Here is a 17,617-nt window from a genome sequence, read left to right on the forward strand (position 1 = left end):
GAGTTTCGAAATGGCAGATCTGGTCCTTGCCGTGTCCGCGAGTCATGCCCCAGGGCTGACGGGGTGGATGGACAGAGCGGACGACGCGACGCGCAGATCCGTGGAGGGCGCCTACGGCAGCATCGGGCAGCAGATCCGCGACGCCGAGCTGGACGTGCTCGTGATGGTCGCCAACGACCACCTCGTCAACTACGACCCCGACGACTACCCCGACTTCGCCGTCGGCACCGACGCCGTCCACAGCGGCCCGGCCGAGTGGTTCAAGCCGTGGCTGAACGTCGACGACTACCGCCTCACCGGCCACCCCGAGGTCGCGCGCACGCTGCTCGACGGCCTCTCCGGCAACGGCCTGCGCGTCGTCGACAGACCGCAGATGCTGTTCGACGACAACATCTCCGTCCCGACGACCGTCACCGGCCTCGCCAACAGCGACATGCCGATCGTGCCGATCATGCAGAACTGCACGGTCCCGCCGGTCCCCGACCAGCACGCCTCCTACGCGATGGGCCAGCGGCTCGGCGCGGTCATCCGCGAGCAGCTCCCGGACGGCATGCGCGTCGGCCTCTTCGGCACCGGCGGCATGTCGCACGAGCCCGGCGGCGAGCGCTACCTGGAGATCGACGAGGCGTACGACCGCGACTTCCTCGACCTGATCGAGCGCCACCAGCACGACCACGCCGCCTTCCTGGAGGCGGCGACCTACGAGCGGATGGAGGCGGCCGGCGCCGGCGGCACCGCCGAGCTGCTGTCGTGGATCGCGGTGATGGGGGCGATCGGCGAGCAGCCGGTCGAAGTGCTCTGCTACGCGGCCGTGCCGGAGTGGCGCTGCGGCGTCGGCGCCGTCCGCTGGAACCTCGCGACGGCCTGAGAGGAGACGACGATGGCTCTCGTACTGCCCCACTTCAGCGCCTACTACGACCCGACCCGTCAGACGCACAAGCTCGTCCAGGAGCTGAAGCGCGACCGCGAGCTGCGCGAGCGCTTCAAGGACGACGAGGCGTCGGTCCTCGACCGCTACGAGCTGCTGCCGCAGGAGCGGGCCGCGATCGAGCAGCGCGACTTCAAGACGCTCTACGAGCTGGGCGTCCACCCGTACCTGCTCGGCCAGCTCTCGCGGCTGATCCACGGCACGGTCGAGGGTGCCGGCTCCTCCGAGGCGTCGGTCGCGCTCGTGCGCTCGCTGAAGGGCGAGGCATGACGGCAACGCTTCCAGCGCGCGCCGACGTCGTCGTGATCGGCGGCGGCGTCGTCGGCCTCGCGACCGCCCGTGAGCTGGCCGGCGCCGGCCGCGACGTCGTCGTGCTGGAGCAGTTCGCGCTCGACCACACGCGCGGCGGCAGCCACGGCGACGCGCGCGTCTTCGCCTACGTCCATCCGGAGCCCGAGTGGGTGCCGATGGCGGTCGAATCGATGCGGCTGTGGCGCGAGCTGGAGGCGGAGGCCGGCGAGCGGCTGCTCGACGACTCCGGCGGCCTCTACGCGACCGAGCGCGCGTCGCTGCTGACGCCGGCGCTGACCGAGAACGGCGTCGCCTTCGAGCTGCTGTCGGCGGCCGCGACGGCGGAGCGCTTCCCCGTCACTCTGCCCGCCGGCAAGCAGGCGATCTGGACGCCGCAGGCGGCGACGATCTTCGCCGACAGAGCGCTGCTGGCGCTGGCGGCGTCGGTCCGCACGCGCGGCGGCGCGATCCACGAGCGGACGCCCGTGACCGCGCTGCGGCGCACGCCCGGCGGCCCCGGCCGCGTCGAGCTGGAGACCGCGGCCGGTGCGATCCGCGCCGAGACGGTCGTCGTCGCGGCGGGCGGCTGGGCCGGCCCGCTGCTGGCGCAGGCCGGCGTCGAGCTGCCGCTCGTCACCAGACGCGGCACCGTCGCCTACTTCCCCTTCAGAGCCGGCGAGCGGATCCCGCCGCCGCTGTTCGAAGAGGGCAGCCCGTCGATCTACTCCGCGACCAGCCCGGGCCACGGCCTGAAGCTGGGCGAGTCGCGGATCGGGCCGACGGTCGACCCGGACGCGCCGTGGGAGCCCGACGCGGAGTCGGCGGCGCGGCTCGCGCAGCGGGTGCGCGAGCGCTTCCCGACCGCAGTGCCGTCCGATCCCCACCTGGAGATCGGGCTGTTCGGAAACCTGCCTGAGCCGCGGTTCGTGCTGGAGGAGCACGACGGTGTCATCGCCGCCGCGGCATGCGAAGGGCGGGGCTTCAAGTTCGCCCCCCTGACAGGGGCGCGGCTCGCCGCGCTCGCGACCGCTCCGGCGGTGCGCTGACCCAACGGCACCGGGACGCGACCGCGTCCGGCTGAAGGCACGACAAACAAGGAGAACGTGGTGGTTCGGATCGAAGGACGGCCCCTGCCCGCATTCGCGGCCAGGCTCGGAGCGCTGCTGGCGCTGTGCGTCGCCGTCGTCGCGCTCGCGGCGTGCGGCAGCAGCTCCGACGACGGCGGTGGCGGCGGCGCGTCGACCTCCGCGGAGGGCGTCACGACGCTGAAGGTCGGCGTCGTGCCCAACTCGGACATCGCGCCGCTCTACGTCGGCATCAGACAGGGCTTCTTCAGAGAGCAGGACCTGGAGATCGAGCCGCAGCCGGCGTCGGCCGGCGCGGCGATCGTGCCGGCCGTCGTCAGCGGCCAGTACCAGTTCGGCTATGGCTCGATCATCCCGCTGTTGACCGCGACCGCGAGAGGGCTGCCGCTGCAGGCGGTCGCCGCCGGCAACCAGGAGGCGCAGGACGAGAGAGACGCCTTCATCGCCGTGCTCGCGAAGAAGGGCAGCGACATCAGAACGCTGACCGACCTCGCCGGTCGCAAGGTCGGCGTCAACGCCGTCAGAAGCATCTCCGACCTCGGCATCAGAGGCGCGCTGAGAGCGCAGGGCGCGACGCTGGAGAGCGACATCTCCTACGTCGAGGTGCCCGGCCCGGACATGGCCGCGGCGCTGGAGAGCGGCCGCGTGGACGCCGTCGTCGTCGCCGAGCCGTTCATGACGGTGCAGAGAGACGTGACGCAGGTCGTCTCCAAGCCGATCTGGGAGGCGACGCCGGGCGGCACGGTCGGGCTCTACTACACGACCGAGCAGTACGCGGCCGACAACCCGGAGATCGTCGAGCGCTTCCGCACGGCGATGAACAGATCGCTGGAGTACGCCGAGGCCAACCCCGACGCGGCGCGGGCGGCGGTCGTCGACTACGCGAGAATGGAGAGAGCGGTCGCCGACGCGATCCTGCTGCCGAGATGGTCGACCGACCTGAACGCGGCGAGCGTCGAGGCGACGGCCGCGCTGATGGAGGAGTTCGGCTTCGCCGACGACGTCGACGCCTCGAGACTGCTCGGGGACTGAGAGGCGGACGATGGCCAGCAGCGTGACCCCCTCCATCGAGGCCGGCGTGGCGCCACGGCGCCGCGCCGGCGGCCGGCGCCCGCGCCTGGACGCCGCGCGGATCCTGCCTCCGATCGTGAGCGTGCTCGCGGTGCTGGCGCTGTTCGAGCTGCTGCCGCGCGTGGGGATCGTCTCCGCGCGGCAGCTGCCGCCCTCCAGCGAGATCGTCGACACGTTCATCTCGCAGCTGAGCACCGAGGCGTTCTGGCGTGACATCTGGAGCACGCTGCAGGGCTGGGCGCTCGGGCTCGGCATCGCGATCGCGATCGCGGTGCCGCTCGGGCTCGCGCTCGGCTCTACGCCGCTGCTCCACCGCGCGCTGCGCTTCGTGATCGAGTTCCTGCGGCCGATCCCGTCGGTCGCGCTGATCCCGCTCGTCGTGCTGCTGTACGGCACGGGCCTGACGAGCAAGGTCTTCCTCGCCGCCTTCGGCGCCACCTGGCCGCTGCTGATCCAGGTGATCTACGGCGTGCAGGACGTCGACCCGGTCGCGACCGACACCGGCCGCATGTTCGGGCTGGGCCGCTTCCAGCGGATGCGGCGGATCACGCTGCCGAGCCTGCTGCCGTACGCGGCGACCGGGCTGCGGATCGCGGCGACGACCTCGCTGCTGCTGACGGTCACCGGCGAGCTGGTGATCGGCGCACCGGGCCTCGGCCACTCGATCGACCTCGCGCGCACGAGCGCGGCGACGACGCTGATGTACGCGCTGATCCTCGCGACAGGTCTCGTCGGGATCGTCATCAACAGCGCCTTCCGGCGGATGGAGCGGCGCACGCTGCGCTGGCATCCGTCGCAGCGGGAGGTGGCGGCATGATCGCCCGCGCGCTGCGCTCCCGCCTCGGCCTGATCCTGGAGGTCACCGTCCCGCTCGCGATCGTCGCGGCGTGGTGGATCGCCTCCGCCGGATCGACCTCGTTCTTCTTCCCGCCGCTGTCGGAGATCCTCGACTCCTTCCGCGAGACGTGGCTGTTCTCGCACGTCGCCTCCGACGTCGTGCCGAGCATGCTGCGGCTCGCGGCCGGCTTCGCGATCGCGATCGCGATCGCCGTCCCGCTCGGCGTGCTGCTGAGCCAGTCGAAGCTGCTGTGGCGCGCGGCGGAGCCGATCGTCGAGTTCCTGCGCGCGCTGCCGGGTCCGGCGCTGATCCCGCTCGGGATCGTGCTGATCGGGATCGGCTCCGGCATGAAGATCGCGCTGATCGCGTTCGGCTGCCTCTTCCCGATCCTGCTGACGACGATGGACGGCGTCGCCTCGATCGACCCGGTCCTGCGCGACACGGTGCGCGTGCTGCGGCTCTCGCGCCGCGACCGCATCATGCGCGTGATCGTGCCGGCGGCGCTGCCGCAGATCTTCGCCGGCCTGCGGACGAGCCTCGCGCTCGGCCTGATCATGGTCGTGATCAGCGAGATGGTCGCGAGCGAGAACGGCGTCGGCTACTTCGTGCTGTCGGCGCAGCGCTCCTTCGACCTGCCGGCGATGTGGGCCGGCACGCTGATGATCGGCCTGCTCGGCTACGCGCTCAGCGGCCTGCTGACGCTCGTCGAACGTCGTCTCCTGCGCTGGCATCGCGCCTCCAAGGCGAGCGCGCTCTCCTCCTGACCCGACCGGAGCCTCACACCATGCTCGACATTCAGAACCTCGCCAAGTCGTACGGAAAGGACGGCGACGGGACGGCCGCGATCGGGGACGTGACGTTCAGCGTCGCCGAGGGCGAGCTGGTCGTCGTCGTCGGCCCCTCCGGCTGCGGCAAGACGACGCTGCTGCGGACGATCTCCGGGCTGCTGAGACCGACCTCCGGCAGCGTCACGCTGCGCGGCCGGCCGGTCACCGAGCCGCCGGCCGAGATGGCCGTCGTCTTCCAGGACTACGCCCGCTCGCTGATGCCGTGGCTGACCGTCGCCGACAACGTGACGCTGCCGCTGCGCAACAAGGGCATGTCGAAGGCCGACTGCCGCGCCGCGATGGAGAAGGCGCTCGCGTCGGTTGACCTGGAGCGGTTCGGCGACAGATATCCGTGGGAGCTGTCGGGCGGCATGCAGCAGCGTGTGGCGATCGCCCGCGCGCTCGCGTACGAGCCGCAGATCCTGCTGATGGACGAGCCGTTCGCCTCCGTCGACGCGCAGACGCGCGCCGACCTGGAGGACCTCGTGCTGGAGATCCGCGAGCAGTACGGGATGACGATCGTGCTCGTCACGCACGACATCGACGAGTCGGTCTACCTCGGCGACCGCGTCGTCGTGCTGACGCGCCGCCCCTCGACGGTGCTGGAGTCGCTGACGATCGACCTGCCGTCGCCGCGCGACCAGATCGAGACGAAGCAGCTCCCGGCGTTCGCCCACCTGCGCGCGCACGTCTACCGGGCGATCCGCAACCGCCCCGAGCCGGCCGCCGCCGACCTCGCCCTGACCCCCGCTCACGAAGGACGCGCATGACGTACTCGATCTTCCAGGACACGCTCGCCGAGCTGACCTACCCGCAGCTGGAGGCGGCGGCGAGACGCGGCGTGCCGGTGCTGCTGCCGACCGGCGTCGTCGAGGAGCACGGTCCGCACCTGCCGCTGTCGACCGACGTGATCGGCTCGCAGCTGCTGTGCAGACTGGCGCGCGCCCGCGTGATCGAGCGGGGCGGCGAGGCGTTGGTGGCGCCGCCGTTCTACTGGGGCATCAACCACGTCACCGGCGCCTTCCCGGGCTCGTTCCGGACGCGGCCGGAGATCGCCGCCGCGCTGCTGGAGGACATCTTCAGCTCGCTGGCGTCGTTCGGCTTCGACGACGTCTTCGTCGTCAATCACCACGGCGACAGAGCGCACAACCAGATGATCGCTGACGTGATCGGCGCTCAGCACGCGGCCGGCCGCACGGGGATCCGCTGGCTCGATCACGGCGGCACGGTCAGACGGCTCGGCTTCAGCGGCGAGGAGCCGCAGTGGGTCGTCTACGACCCGCCGGAGGAGTGGCGCGGGCGCCTGAGCGCGCACGGCGGCCGCACCGAGACGGCGCTGGTCGCGCGCTACGCGCCGCAGCTCGTCGACTGGGACGTGATCGAGCAGCTGCCCGAGCACCAGCTGACGCCCGAGCAGCTGGCCGAGTGGCGCAGAGGCGACGAGCACGCGAAGCAGATCACGCCGCACGGCTACTTCGGCCGTCCGCGCACGGAGTTCGACGACTGGCGCTTCTACGAGCACCACGGCCGCGCGATGGGCGACGCCGTGGTCGCGCTGACAGGCGCTTGAGCCTAATCAAGATATTGATAATGTTGATTTCACGATGAGCGCTTCCGAACCCGATACGACCCGGCTCGCCGAACGGCTGCGCGAGGCCGAGCGGACGCGCGTCGCCTGCGCGCCGCTGACCGAGACCGATCCCGGCCTGACCATCGCCGGCGCCTACGCCGTCCAGCGCGAGAACACGCGGCGGCGGATCGCCGAAGGCGCGATCGTGCGCGGCCGCAAGGTCGGCCTCACCTCCCGCGCGATGCAGGAGATGCTCGGCGTCGACGAGCCCGACTTCGGCGTCCTCTTCGAGGAGATGCTGCTGGAGGACGGCGCCGTGATCGGCGACGAGCTGCTGCAGCCGCGCGCCGAGGCCGAGATCGGCTTCCTGCTGCGCAGACCGCTGCGCGGCCCCGGCGTCAGCAGCGCGATGGCGGCCGAGGCGATCGCCGCCGCCGTCGCGACGCTGGAGATCATCGACAGCCGCGTGCGCGACTGGCAGATCAGACTGGCCGACACGATCGCCGACAACGCCTCCTCCGGCCGCGTCGTGCTCGGCACGCGACTGTTGCCGCTCGACCGCCTCGACGCGCGCCTGACCGGCGTCGTCGTGACGCGCAACGGCGAGCTGGCCGAGACCGGCGCCGGCGCCGCGGTGCTCGGCAACCCCGTCGGCTGCGTCGCGTGGCTGGCGAACAAGCTGGCCGAGTTCGGCGAGGGGCTCGAAGCCGGCGAGCTGATCCTGCCCGGCGCGATGCACCGCGCCGTCGACCTCGCGCCCGGCGACGTCGTGCGGGCCGAGTTCTCCGGCCTCGGCGCCGTCACCGTCTCCGCCGCACCGACCCCGGAAGGAGGCGCCGCATGAGCGCCCGCGTCCCCTGCGCCGTGCTCGGCTCGGGCAACATCGGCACCGACCTGCTCGTCAAGCTCGGCCGCTCCGAGCTGTTGGAGCCGGCCGCGATGGTCGGCATCGACCCCGCTTCCGACGGCCTCGCCCGCGCCCGCGCGGCGGGGATCGAGACGAGCGCCGACGGGATCGACTTCATCCTCGCCAACCCCGACAAGGCGCAGATCGTCTTCGACGCGACCTCGGCCGGCGCCCACCGCGCGCACGCGCCGCTGCTGGCCGAGGCCGGGCTGCGCTCGATCGACCTGACGCCGGCGAAGCTCGGCCCCGGCGTCGTCCCCGTCGTCAACCTCGACGACCACCTCGACGCGCCCGACCTCAACATGATCACGTGCGGCGGGCAGGCGACGATCCCGATCGTCGCCGCCGTCGCGGCCGTCTGCGACGTGCCCTACGCGGAGATGGTCTCGGCGATCTCCAGCCGCTCCGCCGGCCCCGGCACGCGCGCCTCGATCGACGAGTTCACGCGCACGACCGCGCGCGGGCTGGAGGAGATCGGCGGCGCCGCGCGCGGCAAGGCGATCATCGTGCTGAACCCGGCCGAGCCGCCGATCGTGATGCGCAACACCGTCTTCTGCGAGCTCCCGGAGGACGCGGACGAGGCGGCGATCGCGCGCTCGGTGCTCGCGATGCGCGAGCGGATCGCCGAGTACGTGCCGGGCTACCGGCTGCGGGCCGAGCCGATCTTCGACCCCGGTCGCGTGACGATCGCGATCGAGGTCGAGAGCGCCGGCGACTACCTGCCGGCGTACGCCGGCAACCTCGACATCATGACCGCCGCCGGCGTCCGCGTCGGCGAGCGGCTGGCACGGCGGCTGACGCCGCGGGAGGTGGCGGCATGAGCGCCGAGACGCTGTCGGTGACCGTCTGCGACGCGACGCTGCGCGACGGCAGCCACGCGGTCGCGCACCAGTTCACCGCCGAGCAGGTGCGGGCCGTCGTCGGCGGCCTCGACGACGCCGGCGTGCCGGTGATCGAGGTCTCCCACGGCGACGGCCTCGGCGGCTCCTCGCTCACCTACGGCCGCTCCGGCAGCGACGAGCTGGAGCTGATCGAGGCGGCCGTGCAGACGGCCGAGCGGGCGCGGATCGCCGTGCTGCTGCTGCCCGGGATCGGCACGAAGGACGATCTCCGCGCGGCGCGCGAGCGCGGGGCGCAGGTCGTGCGCGTCGCGACCCACTGCACCGAGGCCGACATCTCGCCGCAGCACATCGCGCTCGCGGGCGAGCTCGGCTACACGCCGATCGGCTTCCTGATGATGGCCCACATGAACAGCCCCGAAGGGCTCGCCGAGCAGGCCGCGATCATGGCCGCCGCCGGCGCGGAGGCGGTCTACGTGACCGACTCGGCCGGCGCGCTCGTGCCCGACGGCGTCAGCGCGCGCGTCGCGGCGCTGCGCGAGCGGCTCGGCGACGAGGTCGCGATCGGCTTCCACGGCCATCAGAACATGGAGCTGGGCGTCGCCAACTCGATCGCCGCCGTGCGCGCCGGCGCGCGCTGGGTCGACACCTGCACCTGCGGACTCGGCGCCGGCGCCGGCAACACGCCGACGGGCGCCTTCGTCGCCGCCGCCGAGCGCTCCGGGATCGCGACCGGCATCGACCTGTTCGAGGCGCTCGAGGTCGCCGAGACGACGGTGCGGCCGCTGATGCGCCGGCCGCAGATCGCCGACCGCGGCGCACTGCTGCTCGGCTACGCCGGCGTCTACTCGTCTTTCCTGCTGCACGCCGAGCGGGCGGCCGAGCGGTTCGGCGTGCCGGTCGAGGAGATCCTGCTGGAGTGCGGCCGCCGCAAGACGGTCGGCGGGCAGGAGGATTGGATCATTGAGATCGCCGCGGAGCTTGCGAGCCGCAGCGAGGTGGTCGCATGAGCGCGCTGCCGAGTGCCGATCCGCTCGCCGTCGCCGCCGCGCTGGCGGCGGCCGAGGAGGGGCGCGGATCGCTGCCGCCGTTCACCGACGCGCTTGCGCTCGGCGAGGAGGCGGCCTACGAGGCGCAGCGGCTGTCGATCGCCCGCCGCGTCGCGCGCGGCGAGCGCGTGATCGGCGCCAAGCTCGGCCTCACCAGCCGTGCCAAGCAGCGGACGATGCAGGTCGACCAGCCGCTCTACGGCTGGCTGACCGACGCGATGCACCTGCCGCTCGGCGAGCCGGTTCCGGTCGAGCGGCTGATCCACCCGCGCGTCGAGCCGGAGATCGCCTTCCTGCTCGGCAGAGAGCTGCGCGGACCGGCGACCGTCGCCGACGTGCTGGCCGCGACCGAGGGCGTCTGCGTCGCGATCGAGGTGATCGACTCGCGCTACGCCGGCTTCAGATTCCGGCTGCCCGACGTCGTCGCCGACAACGCCAGCGCCGCCGCCTTCGTGCTCGGCGGCCTGCTGCGCGCGCCTTCGCAGCTGCCCGACATGCGCACGCTCGGCGTCGTGCTGACGCGCGCCGGCGAGGTCGTCGCGACCGCCGCCGGCGCTGCCGTGCTCGGCCACCCGGCGGCCGCCGTCGCGTGGTTGGCGACGCGCTTGGCGGCGCGCGGCGAGTCGCTGCCGGCCGGTTCGCTGGTGCTCTCGGGCGCGCTCACCGACGCCTTCCCGATCGCGCCGGGCGTGACCGTCTGCGCGGAGGTCGAAGGGCTCGGCGCGGTGGAGGTGCGGGCCTGATGCCGATCGTCCACGCGCAGATCGTGAGCGGTCGCAGCGGCGCCCAGAAGCGGCGCCTGATCGAAGAGGTGAGCGCCGCCGTCGTGCGGGCGCTGGACGTGCCGCTCGACACCGTTCGCGTGCTCGTGAGCGAGGTCGAGCCGGAGTGCTGGGGCGTGGGCGGAGTCCCGAAGGGGCCGGTCCGTGACTGATCGCAGGATGGAAGGAGCAGGGATGGAGCAGACGACCACTGCGGCGGCGGTCCGCGACGCGCAGGAGGCGCACGTGACGTTCGAGCACGTGATCGGCGGGGCGTCGGTCGCGTCGGCCGACGGTGCCGTCTTCGAGACGGCCGACCCGCACACCGGCGCCGTCTACGGCACGGTCGCGCGCGGCGGCGAGGAGGATGTCGCGCGCGCTGTCGCGGCGGCGCGCTCGGCCTTCGACGACGGCCCCTGGCCGCGCTTGAGCACGAGAGAGCGGCGGCTGCTGCTCAACCGCCTCGCCGACCGGATCGAGCAGGAGGGCGACGCGCTCGCCGCGGCCGAGAGCCGCGACATGGGCAAGCCGATCTCCGAGTCGCGCGGCCACGACGTGCCGCGCGCCGCGTACAACTTCCGCTTCTTCGCCGACTTCCAGGACCACGCCGCCTCGGAGTCGTTCCCGATGAGCGGCTTCCACAGCTACGCGCGCCACGAGCCGGTCGGCGTCGCTGGCGCGATCTCGCCGTGGAACTTCCCGCTGATGCTCGCGAGCTGGAAGGTCGCGCCGGCGCTCGCGTTCGGCAACACCGTCGTGCTGAAGCCAGCGGAGCAGTCGCCGGCGACCGCGACGATGCTCGGCCGGATCGCCGCCGAGGTGCTGCCCGAGGGCGTCCTCAACGTCGTCCACGGCTTCGGCCCCGGCGAGGCCGGCGAGGCGCTCGTCAGACACCCCGACGTGCAGCTGCTGACGTTCACCGGCGAGACGACGACCGGCCAGGCGATCATGCAGACGGCGGCGCCGACGCTGAAGCGGCTGTCGCTGGAGCTGGGCGGCAAGTCGCCCAACCTCGTCTTCGCCGACGCCGACCTCGACGCCGCCGTCGCCGGCACGATCCGCGGCATCTTCAGCAACCAGGGCGAGGTCTGCCTCGCCGGCTCGCGGCTGCTGGTCGAGCGCGCCGTCTACGACGAGTTCCTCGCGCGGCTGGTCGCGGCGGCCGAGCGGCTGCCGATCGGCCCGCCGCTGGAGGAGACGACGAAGGTCGGCCCGCTCGTCAGCCACGAGCACCGCGAGCGCGTCGAGGGCTACGTCGCGATCGCCGCCGAGGACGGCGGCCGCGTGCTGACCGGCGGCAGCCGCCCCGACGATCCGGCGCTCGCCGCCGGCGCCTATCTGCGCCCGACGGTGATCGCCGACCTGCCGCGCGGCTCGCGCTGCGTGCGCGAGGAGATCTTCGGCCCGGTGCTGGTCGTCGCGCCGTTCGACGACGAGGCGGAGGCGATCCGCGTCGCCAACGACACCCCGTACGGGCTCGCGGCGATGCTGTGGACGCAGGACCTCAGACGGGCCCACCGCGTCGGCGCCGCGCTCGACGTCGGCACCGTGTGGGTCAACTGCTTCTTCGTGCGTGACCTGCGCGCGCCGTTCGGCGGGGCGAAGGGCTCGGGGATGGGCCGCGAGGGCGGCTACTACTCACGCGAGTTCTTCACCGAGGCGAAGACGATCACGATGGCGTTGTAGGCGCCTCTCGCTGCGGATGCGGATCGACGCCCACGCCCACCTGATGCCGCCGGCGGCGCTCGACGCGCCGCCGGTCGGCCTGCGCCCCTGGGCGACGGCCGTGCCCGACGAGGCCGGCGTGACGGTCGACGGGCGCGCCTGGAGAGGGCGCGGCGCGGCCGCCGCGCTGCGCTCGCTGGAGGCGCAGCGGGCCTTCCAGACCGAGCATGCGATCGACCTGTCGGTGCTCGCGCCGTGGGTCGACATGGTCAAGGGGCCGCGCGAGCCGGCGCTGCAGGCGCGCTGGTGCGCGGTGATCAACGGCGCGCTCGGCGCCGCGGTCGCCGGCGCGCCGGAGTTCGCGTGGCTGGCGGCGCTGCCCGACCTCGACGGCGGCGCGGCAGCCGCAGCGCTGGAGGAGGCGGTCGCGGCCGGCGCGGTCGGCGCGATGCTCGCCGCGACGAGCGACGCAGGCACGCTCGCGCGGCCGGCGCTCGACCCGCTGTGGGCGGCCGCCGAGCGGCTCGGCGCGCCGCTGTTCGTCCATCCCGGCGAGTACGAGCCGGCGCCGCAGCTGCGCGCCGGCTTCATGGTCAACCTCGTCGGCAACCCGGCCGACACGACGCTCGCCGCCGCGACGTTGCTGCAGGCCGACGTGCCGTCGCGCTTCCCGTCGCTGCAGGTGATCCTCGCCCACGGCGGCGGCTTCCTGCCGTGGCAGGCGCACCGGATCGCGACCGGCTTCGCGCGCAGAGCGGAGCTGGAGGGCGTCTCGCGGCTGGCGCCCGAGGACTTCCTGCGCTGGTTCCTCTACGACACGGTCCTGTTCGACGCCGACGCCTGCGCGCGGTTGATCGACCGCGTCGGCGACGACCGCGTGCTGGCCGGCACCGACGCGCCCTTCCTGATGCGCGACGCGATCCCGTTCGCGGCGCCCGAGTCGCTCGGCCTTGGCGCGGAGGCGCTCGCACGTGTGCTCGGCGGCAACGCCGTGCGCGTCTTCGGCCTGCACGACCGTCAGCGCTCGCATTGCACCACCGACCTGGACTAGATTGGGGAACGGCACATGACCTCAAGCGACCTCACCGCTCCCCGCATCTCCCGCGCCGAGATGCTCGCGCGCCAGCTGGAGCAGGACATCCTCGACTCGTCGCTGCCGCCCGGCCACCGGCTCGGCACGAAGGAGGACCTGCGCACGCGCTTCCGTGTCGCGGTCGGAACGGTCAACGAGGCGATCCGCTCGCTGGAGATGCGCGGCCTCGTCGAGGCGCGGCCGGGGCCGGGCGGCGGCGTCTTCGTCGCGACGCCCTCGCCGCACGTCCGCCTCAGCCACTTCACGCTCGGCTTCCGCAACGGCGGCGCGAGCTTCGCCGACTGCCTCGCCGTGCGCAACTCGCTGGAGCTGCTGGTCGCGACCGAAGCGGCCCGCTACGCGACCGACGACGACCTCGCCGAGCTGCGCGAGATCGTCGCCTCGATGGCCGACGACACCGACGACCCGCGCGCCTTCCTGCGGCGCAACTGGACGATGCACCGGCGGATGGCCGAGGTCTCGCCCAACAGCCTGCTGACGGGGATCTACAGCGCGCTGCTCGACATCGTCGAGAACGAGCTCGACAACGTCGAGCTGGACGCGACCTTCGACGTGAGAGCGTCGATCGAGGTCCACCGCGAGCTGGTCGACGCGGTCGAGTCGCGCGACGCGACGAGGATCGCGGAGGCCGTCCGCCGCCACGAGCCGACGACCGAGACGGCGCCGAGCGGCCCGATCGCGCCGGTCTGAGTCAGCGCTGCGCCGGGTGCGGCTCCCGCCGCATCAGCCACACGCGCGGCCCGCCGTCAGGCATCTCCAGCTCGGTCGTGACGGCGAAGCCGAGCCGCTCGTAGAGGCCGACGTTCGAGGCCGTCGAGGTGTCGAGCACGGCCGCGTCGCCGCGCGCGTCGAGGTCGGCGAGCGCGGGCTCCAGCACGCGCCGGCCCAGTCCCTCTCCCTGTCGTCCGGGAACGACCCCGACGGCGGCGAGCACCCAGTGGTCCTCGCTCGGCGTGTGCGGCGCGAGCAGCTCGATCCCGGTCGCCACGTTGCCGAGCCGGTCGCCGCTCAGCTGCGCGACCCGCAGCGCCAGCCCCTCGCGTTCGAACAGCTCGTCCTGCGCCGCGGCGGTGCGGCTCGACGTCCACGCCGCGACGGCGCTGGCGTCGTCGCTGACCCACACCTGCCCCAGCTCCAGCGCCACGCGCAGGTAGATCGCGTACAGCCCCTCGAGCCGGTCGAGATGGTCGCGTTCGTCGACGACCCAGCGCGTCCACGGATAGTCGGCGAAGGCGAGCGCGAGCGCGGCCGCCGCCCACGGCAGGTCGTCGGGCACGGCGCGACGGATCTCGGGCTGAGGTGGCACGGGCGCGTTCGAGGATTGCAGGTCAGGGGCCGAGCAGGGCGGCTGGAACGACGGCGATGCCGTCGGCGCGACGGTACGCCTCTGGGCCGGTCGTGACGATCACGGCGTCGAGCAGGTCGTCGCCGAGCTGTCGCGCGAGCCATCTCAGGTGGGTCGTGTCGTGGTCGCGCACATCGCGTGTCAGCTTCACCTCGACGGCGACGACGCGACCGTCAGCGCGCTCCATGATCAGGTCGACCTCGCGTCTGCCACCGGCGGTGCGCAGGTGCTTCACCGACGCCTCGGCCGCCTGCGCGTAGGTGCGCAGCGACAGCGTCACGAGCGACTCGAACAGCGTCCCGGCGAGCGTCCCGTCGCGGGGGATCAGCGGCCCCGCGTCGCGGCCGTCGAGCAGCGCGTCGCCGTCGATCCCGAGCAGGCGCGCGGCGAGCGCGGGGTCGGCGAGCTGGTGCTTGGGCGGCGATGCGATTCGCGCGATGCGGTTGCGCGTCGGCAGCCACGCCGGGACCGGGTCGACGATCCACAGTCGTTCGAGCACGTCGCGGTAGGGGATCGTCGTCGTCTTCGCCGGCTTCTCGCCGTGGCCGCTGGTAGCGGCGTCGCGGATCGTCTCGAAAGAGGCGGTCGTCGAGGAGGCGGCGGCGTACGCGACCATCCAGCGCCGCAGCGCCGCCGGATCGCGCAGCGTGTGGCCCAGCTCCTCGAAGTCGCGGTCGACGATCCGCAGCAGGTAGCCGTCGAGCTGGGCCCGCAGCGCACGGCCCGAGAGCGAGCGCAGTCCGGGAAAGCCGGAGGCGACGATCTCCTGCACATAGTCGGCGAGCGTCAGCGCGGTCGCGCCGGTGATCGTGGGCCGGTTCCCGGAGAGGAGATCGGCGATGCCGACGGTCGGCGCCGGCAGTCCGCGCTCCGCGAGCGACAGCGGCCGCATCCGCAGGCTGACGATCCGGGCTGCGCCGGAATGCGAGCCGAGGTCATTTGGCTGAGAGGAACCGGTCAGCAGATAGCTGCCCGGCGCGGCGCCGCGGTCGACCGCGCGGCGGACGAGGTCCCACGACTCAGGCAGGTACTGCCACTCGTCGATGAGGACCGGGACGGGGCCGTCGAGCAGGCGACCGGGATCGGCGACCGCGACGTTGTACTGCGCCGGATCGTCGAGCTCCCGCGCCGTCTCGGCGCGCTGGAACGCAGTCGCGGTCTTGCCGACGCCTTTCGCTCCTTCGAGCGCGATCGCGGCGATCTCGGGCAGCAGCTCATCGAGCTCACGGTCGACGACGCGGGCGGCGTAAGTCCGGTCTCTCATCGCCCTAGGCTACCGTTATGCACGGTTCTACGCTCCCGTTATGCACGCCTCTAGACTACCGTTATGCACGGTGAGTGGTTGGCGGGCGGGTTCAGTTGTGGTCAGCCGCCAGCGAGGACGGCGTCGAAGCCGTCGGCCCGCAGGACCTCCATGACGGCGTCGCGGTGGTCGCCCTGCAGCTCGATCACGCCGTCCTTCGCGGAGCCGCCGACGCCGCAGCGCTTCTTCAGGCGGCCGGCCAGCTCGCGCAGGCCGTCGTCGCCGAGCGGGACGTTGGTGATCGTCGTGACGGTCTTGCCGCGCCGGCCGGAGGTCTCGCGGCGGACCTTGACGCGGCCGCCGCCCTGCGCGGGCGGCGGCGTCTGCGACGAGTCGGGGCGGGCCTTGCGGAGGTCGCCGCCGCTGCTGGACCAGACGACGGCGGAGTCACGGTTGGCGGCACGCTTGGGCATGCCGGAAACGCTAGCGAAGCAGCTGCAGGCCCGGCAGGGCGCGGCCGCCGGCGCCGCGGATCGCCTGCGAGGCGTGCGAGCACTTTCTCGTCGTTCTGCCGCCCTCGACCTGACAGGCGATCCCGTCGGTGCAGGCGTACTCGATCCCGCCGGCTCTGCCGGTCGAGCCGCTTCTTATCGGGTTGCCGCCGGGCAGCTTGCAGTCCTTCGGCTTCGGTGTGTCGAGGATCGGTCTGGCGAGCGAGGCGGCTGGCAGCGACGCGGCGGCGCCGCCGACGCCGAGCGCGACGACGGCGGTCAGCGCGGTGCGGCGGGCGGTGGTGGCGAGCGAGACGAACATGGCGGGCTCCTTGCTGGAAGCGGTGGAAGCGATGGATCGATCCTGCTCCCACGCGCGCCGCCGGTCTGTCAACGGCGCGACAGTTCCTGTGTCGAACACCTCGGGCGAGCCGCTATCGAAATGGCAGATCCCATCTATCTGTTGTTGACCTCGTCGCTATCTTGGAGTGATGGCCGTCAGCCCCCGCCGCAAGACGTCGTTCGAGGTCGACTTCGCGAAGGTCGAGGCGGCCCGCGACATACTCGGGACGAGATCGCTGACGGACACCGTCGACGCGGCGCTCGAAGAAGTGATCAGAGTGCGGCAGCGTCGCCAGTTGGTCGAGCTGTTGTTCGAGCCTGGAGCGCTCGATCCCGACGCGACCGCCGACGCCTGGCGCTGAGTCGGGGCGTGGCCACGTTCCTGGCGGACAAGAGCGCGCTCTCGCGCGGGGACACGCGTCCGCAGGTCCGCGCTGTGATCGAGCCGCTGCTCGTCGCCGGCGAGATCGCGACATGCGGCGTCGTCGACCTCGAACTGCTCTACAGCGCCGTCAGCCCGGGCGCATACGCGCGGCTGGTGACCGGCCTGCGGGCACTGCCGCGCATCGAGCTGACCGAGGCGATCTTCGATCGGGCGCTCGACGTGCAGAGCCGTCTCGCGCGGCGCTCGCAGCATCGCGCCGTCTCGTTGCCGGATCTGATCGTCGCGGCGTGCGCTGAGAGCGCCGGCCTCACTGTCCTGCACTACGACGCCGACTTCGATCGCATCGCCGCGATCACGAGACAACCGGTCCGGTGGGTGCTGCCGCGCGGCAGCGTGTCGTGACCGGGCACGTCGATCCTCCGCTGCGCGCCGCCGTCGCGGTCGCACGCGAGCTGGGGGCGCGGGTCGACGCGGCGGAGGTGCTGAAGGAGGGGAGCAACCTCGTGCTCCGCATTGGGAGTTCCACGGCGGCGAGCCGGCCAGGCGGGACGCGAGCGGGAGCTCCCGTGCGCGTCGAATTCGTCGCCCGCGTCGCGACGGGGACGGCGGAGTGGCGGCCAGGCGGCGAGGGGATCGCGCGCGAGCTGGCGGTCGCGGGAGCGCTGGCGCGCGTCGGCGCGCCGGTCGTCGCGCCGAGCGAGCTGCTGCCGCCCGGTCCGCACCGCCGAGACGGCTTCACGCTCGGCTTCTGGGAGCTGGTCACGCCGGCGGCCCGCCCGCTCGACGCCTACGCCGCCGGGCGGCGGCTGCGCGAGTGCCACGAGGCGCTGGCGCGCCTCGCCGGCGAGGGCGCGGCGGGCGGCGGCGCGGCTGGAGGCGACGCGGCG

The 17,617-nt window shown here is 73.0% G+C and carries 22 protein-coding genes and 1 pseudogene; 19 read left to right on the forward strand and 4 right to left on the reverse strand.

The window, feature by feature from the left end; genetic code table 11:
• Positions 1 to 31 precede the first annotated feature (31 nt).
• The 16 genes from R7226_RS06830 to R7226_RS06905 are packed head-to-tail and all read left to right on the forward strand — an operon-like array spanning position 32 to position 13,614.
• A complete protein-coding gene (locus R7226_RS06830; protein WP_318596297.1) occupies positions 32 to 868 on the forward strand; it encodes a DODA-type extradiol aromatic ring-opening family dioxygenase in 837 nt (278 codons plus the stop codon).
• Between the two features lie 12 nt (positions 869 to 880).
• Positions 881 to 1,198 (forward strand): hypothetical protein, encoded by a 318-nt coding sequence (locus R7226_RS06835; protein WP_318596298.1) that lies wholly within the window; start codon positions 881 to 883, stop codon positions 1,196 to 1,198.
• Complete coding sequence (locus R7226_RS06840; protein WP_318596299.1) at positions 1,195 to 2,265, forward strand: FAD-dependent oxidoreductase; 1,071 nt, start codon at positions 1,195 to 1,197, stop codon at positions 2,263 to 2,265. Before R7226_RS06835 ends, R7226_RS06840 begins: the two co-directional genes overlap by 4 nt.
• A gap of 60 nt (positions 2,266 to 2,325) precedes the next feature.
• On the forward strand, positions 2,326 to 3,336 hold the full coding sequence (locus R7226_RS06845; RefSeq protein WP_318596300.1) for an ABC transporter substrate-binding protein: 1,011 nt from the start codon (positions 2,326 to 2,328) through the stop codon (positions 3,334 to 3,336).
• A gap of 22 nt (positions 3,337 to 3,358) precedes the next feature.
• Entirely contained in the window at positions 3,359 to 4,192 is an 834-nt protein-coding gene (locus R7226_RS06850) for an ABC transporter permease (protein WP_318596301.1), read from the forward strand.
• Positions 4,189 to 4,977: an ABC transporter permease gene (locus R7226_RS06855; protein WP_318596302.1), complete on the forward strand. Its 789-nt coding sequence runs from the start codon at positions 4,189 to 4,191 to the stop codon at positions 4,975 to 4,977. Before R7226_RS06850 ends, R7226_RS06855 begins: the two co-directional genes overlap by 4 nt.
• A gap of 20 nt (positions 4,978 to 4,997) precedes the next feature.
• On the forward strand, positions 4,998 to 5,810 hold the full coding sequence (locus R7226_RS06860; protein WP_318596303.1) for an ABC transporter ATP-binding protein: 813 nt from the start codon (positions 4,998 to 5,000) through the stop codon (positions 5,808 to 5,810).
• Positions 5,807 to 6,610, forward strand: a complete 804-nt coding sequence (locus R7226_RS06865; protein ID WP_318596304.1) for a creatininase family protein — start codon at positions 5,807 to 5,809, stop codon at positions 6,608 to 6,610. Before R7226_RS06860 ends, R7226_RS06865 begins: the two co-directional genes overlap by 4 nt.
• A gap of 34 nt (positions 6,611 to 6,644) precedes the next feature.
• Positions 6,645 to 7,454 carry a 2-keto-4-pentenoate hydratase gene (locus tag R7226_RS06870; RefSeq protein WP_318596305.1) on the forward strand — a complete coding sequence of 270 codons (810 nt, stop codon included), beginning with the start codon at positions 6,645 to 6,647 and terminating at the stop codon, positions 7,452 to 7,454.
• Complete coding sequence (locus R7226_RS06875; RefSeq protein WP_318596306.1) at positions 7,451 to 8,338, forward strand: acetaldehyde dehydrogenase (acetylating); 888 nt, start codon at positions 7,451 to 7,453, stop codon at positions 8,336 to 8,338. Before R7226_RS06870 ends, R7226_RS06875 begins: the two co-directional genes overlap by 4 nt.
• Complete coding sequence (gene dmpG / locus R7226_RS06880; protein WP_318596307.1) at positions 8,335 to 9,366, forward strand: 4-hydroxy-2-oxovalerate aldolase; 1,032 nt, start codon at positions 8,335 to 8,337, stop codon at positions 9,364 to 9,366. Before R7226_RS06875 ends, dmpG begins: the two co-directional genes overlap by 4 nt.
• Complete coding sequence (locus tag R7226_RS06885; RefSeq protein WP_318596308.1) at positions 9,363 to 10,148, forward strand: 2-keto-4-pentenoate hydratase; 786 nt, start codon at positions 9,363 to 9,365, stop codon at positions 10,146 to 10,148. The genes dmpG and R7226_RS06885 overlap by 4 nt, the downstream gene beginning before the upstream one ends.
• Positions 10,148 to 10,339: a tautomerase family protein gene (locus R7226_RS06890; RefSeq protein WP_318596309.1), complete on the forward strand. Its 192-nt coding sequence runs from the start codon at positions 10,148 to 10,150 to the stop codon at positions 10,337 to 10,339. The genes R7226_RS06885 and R7226_RS06890 overlap by 1 nt, the downstream gene beginning before the upstream one ends.
• A 22-nt stretch (positions 10,340 to 10,361) precedes the next feature.
• Positions 10,362 to 11,852, forward strand: coding sequence for an aldehyde dehydrogenase (locus tag R7226_RS06895; RefSeq protein ID WP_318596310.1), 1,491 nt, complete (start codon positions 10,362 to 10,364; stop codon positions 11,850 to 11,852).
• A 16-nt stretch (positions 11,853 to 11,868) separates the two neighbouring features.
• Entirely contained in the window at positions 11,869 to 12,882 is a 1,014-nt protein-coding gene (locus R7226_RS06900) for an amidohydrolase family protein (protein WP_318596311.1), read from the forward strand.
• A 15-nt stretch (positions 12,883 to 12,897) separates the two neighbouring features.
• On the forward strand, positions 12,898 to 13,614 hold the full coding sequence (locus tag R7226_RS06905; protein WP_318596312.1) for a FadR/GntR family transcriptional regulator: 717 nt from the start codon (positions 12,898 to 12,900) through the stop codon (positions 13,612 to 13,614).
• A 1-nt stretch (position 13,615) separates the two neighbouring features.
• Here R7226_RS06905 and R7226_RS06910 read toward each other — a convergent pair whose 3' ends face one another.
• The 4 genes from R7226_RS06910 to R7226_RS06925 form a co-directional block, all read right to left on the reverse strand.
• Entirely contained in the window at positions 13,616 to 14,230 is a 615-nt protein-coding gene (locus tag R7226_RS06910) for a GNAT family N-acetyltransferase (RefSeq protein ID WP_318596313.1), read from the reverse strand.
• Positions 14,231 to 14,252: 22 nt separating this feature from the next.
• Positions 14,253 to 15,533, reverse strand: coding sequence for an ATP-binding protein (locus tag R7226_RS06915; protein WP_318596314.1), 1,281 nt, complete (start codon positions 15,531 to 15,533; stop codon positions 14,253 to 14,255).
• A 101-nt stretch (positions 15,534 to 15,634) separates the two neighbouring features.
• A complete protein-coding gene (locus R7226_RS06920) occupies positions 15,635 to 15,985 on the reverse strand; it encodes a translation initiation factor (RefSeq protein WP_318596315.1) in 351 nt (116 codons plus the stop codon).
• 10 nt (positions 15,986 to 15,995) lie between these two features.
• A complete protein-coding gene (locus R7226_RS06925; protein WP_318596316.1) occupies positions 15,996 to 16,325 on the reverse strand; it encodes a hypothetical protein in 330 nt (109 codons plus the stop codon).
• Positions 16,326 to 16,494: 169 nt separating this feature from the next.
• Here R7226_RS06925 and R7226_RS06930 point away from each other — a divergent pair, with 169 nt between their 5' ends.
• From R7226_RS06930 to R7226_RS06940, 3 genes and pseudogenes are all read left to right on the forward strand, one after another.
• Entirely contained in the window at positions 16,495 to 16,707 is a 213-nt protein-coding gene (locus R7226_RS06930) for a hypothetical protein (protein WP_318596317.1), read from the forward strand.
• Between the two features lie 8 nt (positions 16,708 to 16,715).
• Complete coding sequence (locus R7226_RS06935) at positions 16,716 to 17,132, forward strand: PIN domain nuclease (protein WP_318596318.1); 417 nt, start codon at positions 16,716 to 16,718, stop codon at positions 17,130 to 17,132.
• A 164-nt stretch (positions 17,133 to 17,296) separates the two neighbouring features.
• Positions 17,297 to 17,617, forward strand: a pseudogene (locus tag R7226_RS06940) (hypothetical protein); the annotation flags it as partial.

The sequence above is a fragment of the Conexibacter stalactiti genome (genome assembly GCF_033542075.1).
GTDB lineage: Bacteria > Actinomycetota > Thermoleophilia > Solirubrobacterales > Solirubrobacteraceae > Conexibacter > Conexibacter stalactiti.

Coding starts and splice junctions, on each gene's coding strand:
- R7226_RS06920 (WP_318596315.1), bottom strand. CDS start 15,985: ATGCCCAAGCGTGCCGCCAACCGTGACTCCGCCGTCGTCTGGTCCAGC.
- dmpG (WP_318596307.1), top strand. CDS start 8,335: ATGAGCGCCGAGACGCTGTCGGTGACCGTCTGCGACGCGACGCTGCGC.
- R7226_RS06875 (WP_318596306.1), top strand. CDS start 7,451: ATGAGCGCCCGCGTCCCCTGCGCCGTGCTCGGCTCGGGCAACATCGGC.
- R7226_RS06855 (WP_318596302.1), top strand. CDS start 4,189: ATGATCGCCCGCGCGCTGCGCTCCCGCCTCGGCCTGATCCTGGAGGTC.
- R7226_RS06890 (WP_318596309.1), top strand. CDS start 10,148: ATGCCGATCGTCCACGCGCAGATCGTGAGCGGTCGCAGCGGCGCCCAG.
- R7226_RS06905 (WP_318596312.1), top strand. CDS start 12,898: ATGACCTCAAGCGACCTCACCGCTCCCCGCATCTCCCGCGCCGAGATG.
- R7226_RS06835 (WP_318596298.1), top strand. CDS start 881: ATGGCTCTCGTACTGCCCCACTTCAGCGCCTACTACGACCCGACCCGT.
- R7226_RS06840 (WP_318596299.1), top strand. CDS start 1,195: ATGACGGCAACGCTTCCAGCGCGCGCCGACGTCGTCGTGATCGGCGGC.
- R7226_RS06860 (WP_318596303.1), top strand. CDS start 4,998: ATGCTCGACATTCAGAACCTCGCCAAGTCGTACGGAAAGGACGGCGAC.
- R7226_RS06930 (WP_318596317.1), top strand. CDS start 16,495: ATGGCCGTCAGCCCCCGCCGCAAGACGTCGTTCGAGGTCGACTTCGCG.
- R7226_RS06925 (WP_318596316.1), bottom strand. CDS start 16,325: ATGTTCGTCTCGCTCGCCACCACCGCCCGCCGCACCGCGCTGACCGCC.
- R7226_RS06870 (WP_318596305.1), top strand. CDS start 6,645: ATGAGCGCTTCCGAACCCGATACGACCCGGCTCGCCGAACGGCTGCGC.
- R7226_RS06865 (WP_318596304.1), top strand. CDS start 5,807: ATGACGTACTCGATCTTCCAGGACACGCTCGCCGAGCTGACCTACCCG.
- R7226_RS06895 (WP_318596310.1), top strand. CDS start 10,362: ATGGAGCAGACGACCACTGCGGCGGCGGTCCGCGACGCGCAGGAGGCG.
- R7226_RS06900 (WP_318596311.1), top strand. CDS start 11,869: ATGCGGATCGACGCCCACGCCCACCTGATGCCGCCGGCGGCGCTCGAC.
- R7226_RS06885 (WP_318596308.1), top strand. CDS start 9,363: ATGAGCGCGCTGCCGAGTGCCGATCCGCTCGCCGTCGCCGCCGCGCTG.
- R7226_RS06915 (WP_318596314.1), bottom strand. CDS start 15,533: ATGAGAGACCGGACTTACGCCGCCCGCGTCGTCGACCGTGAGCTCGAT.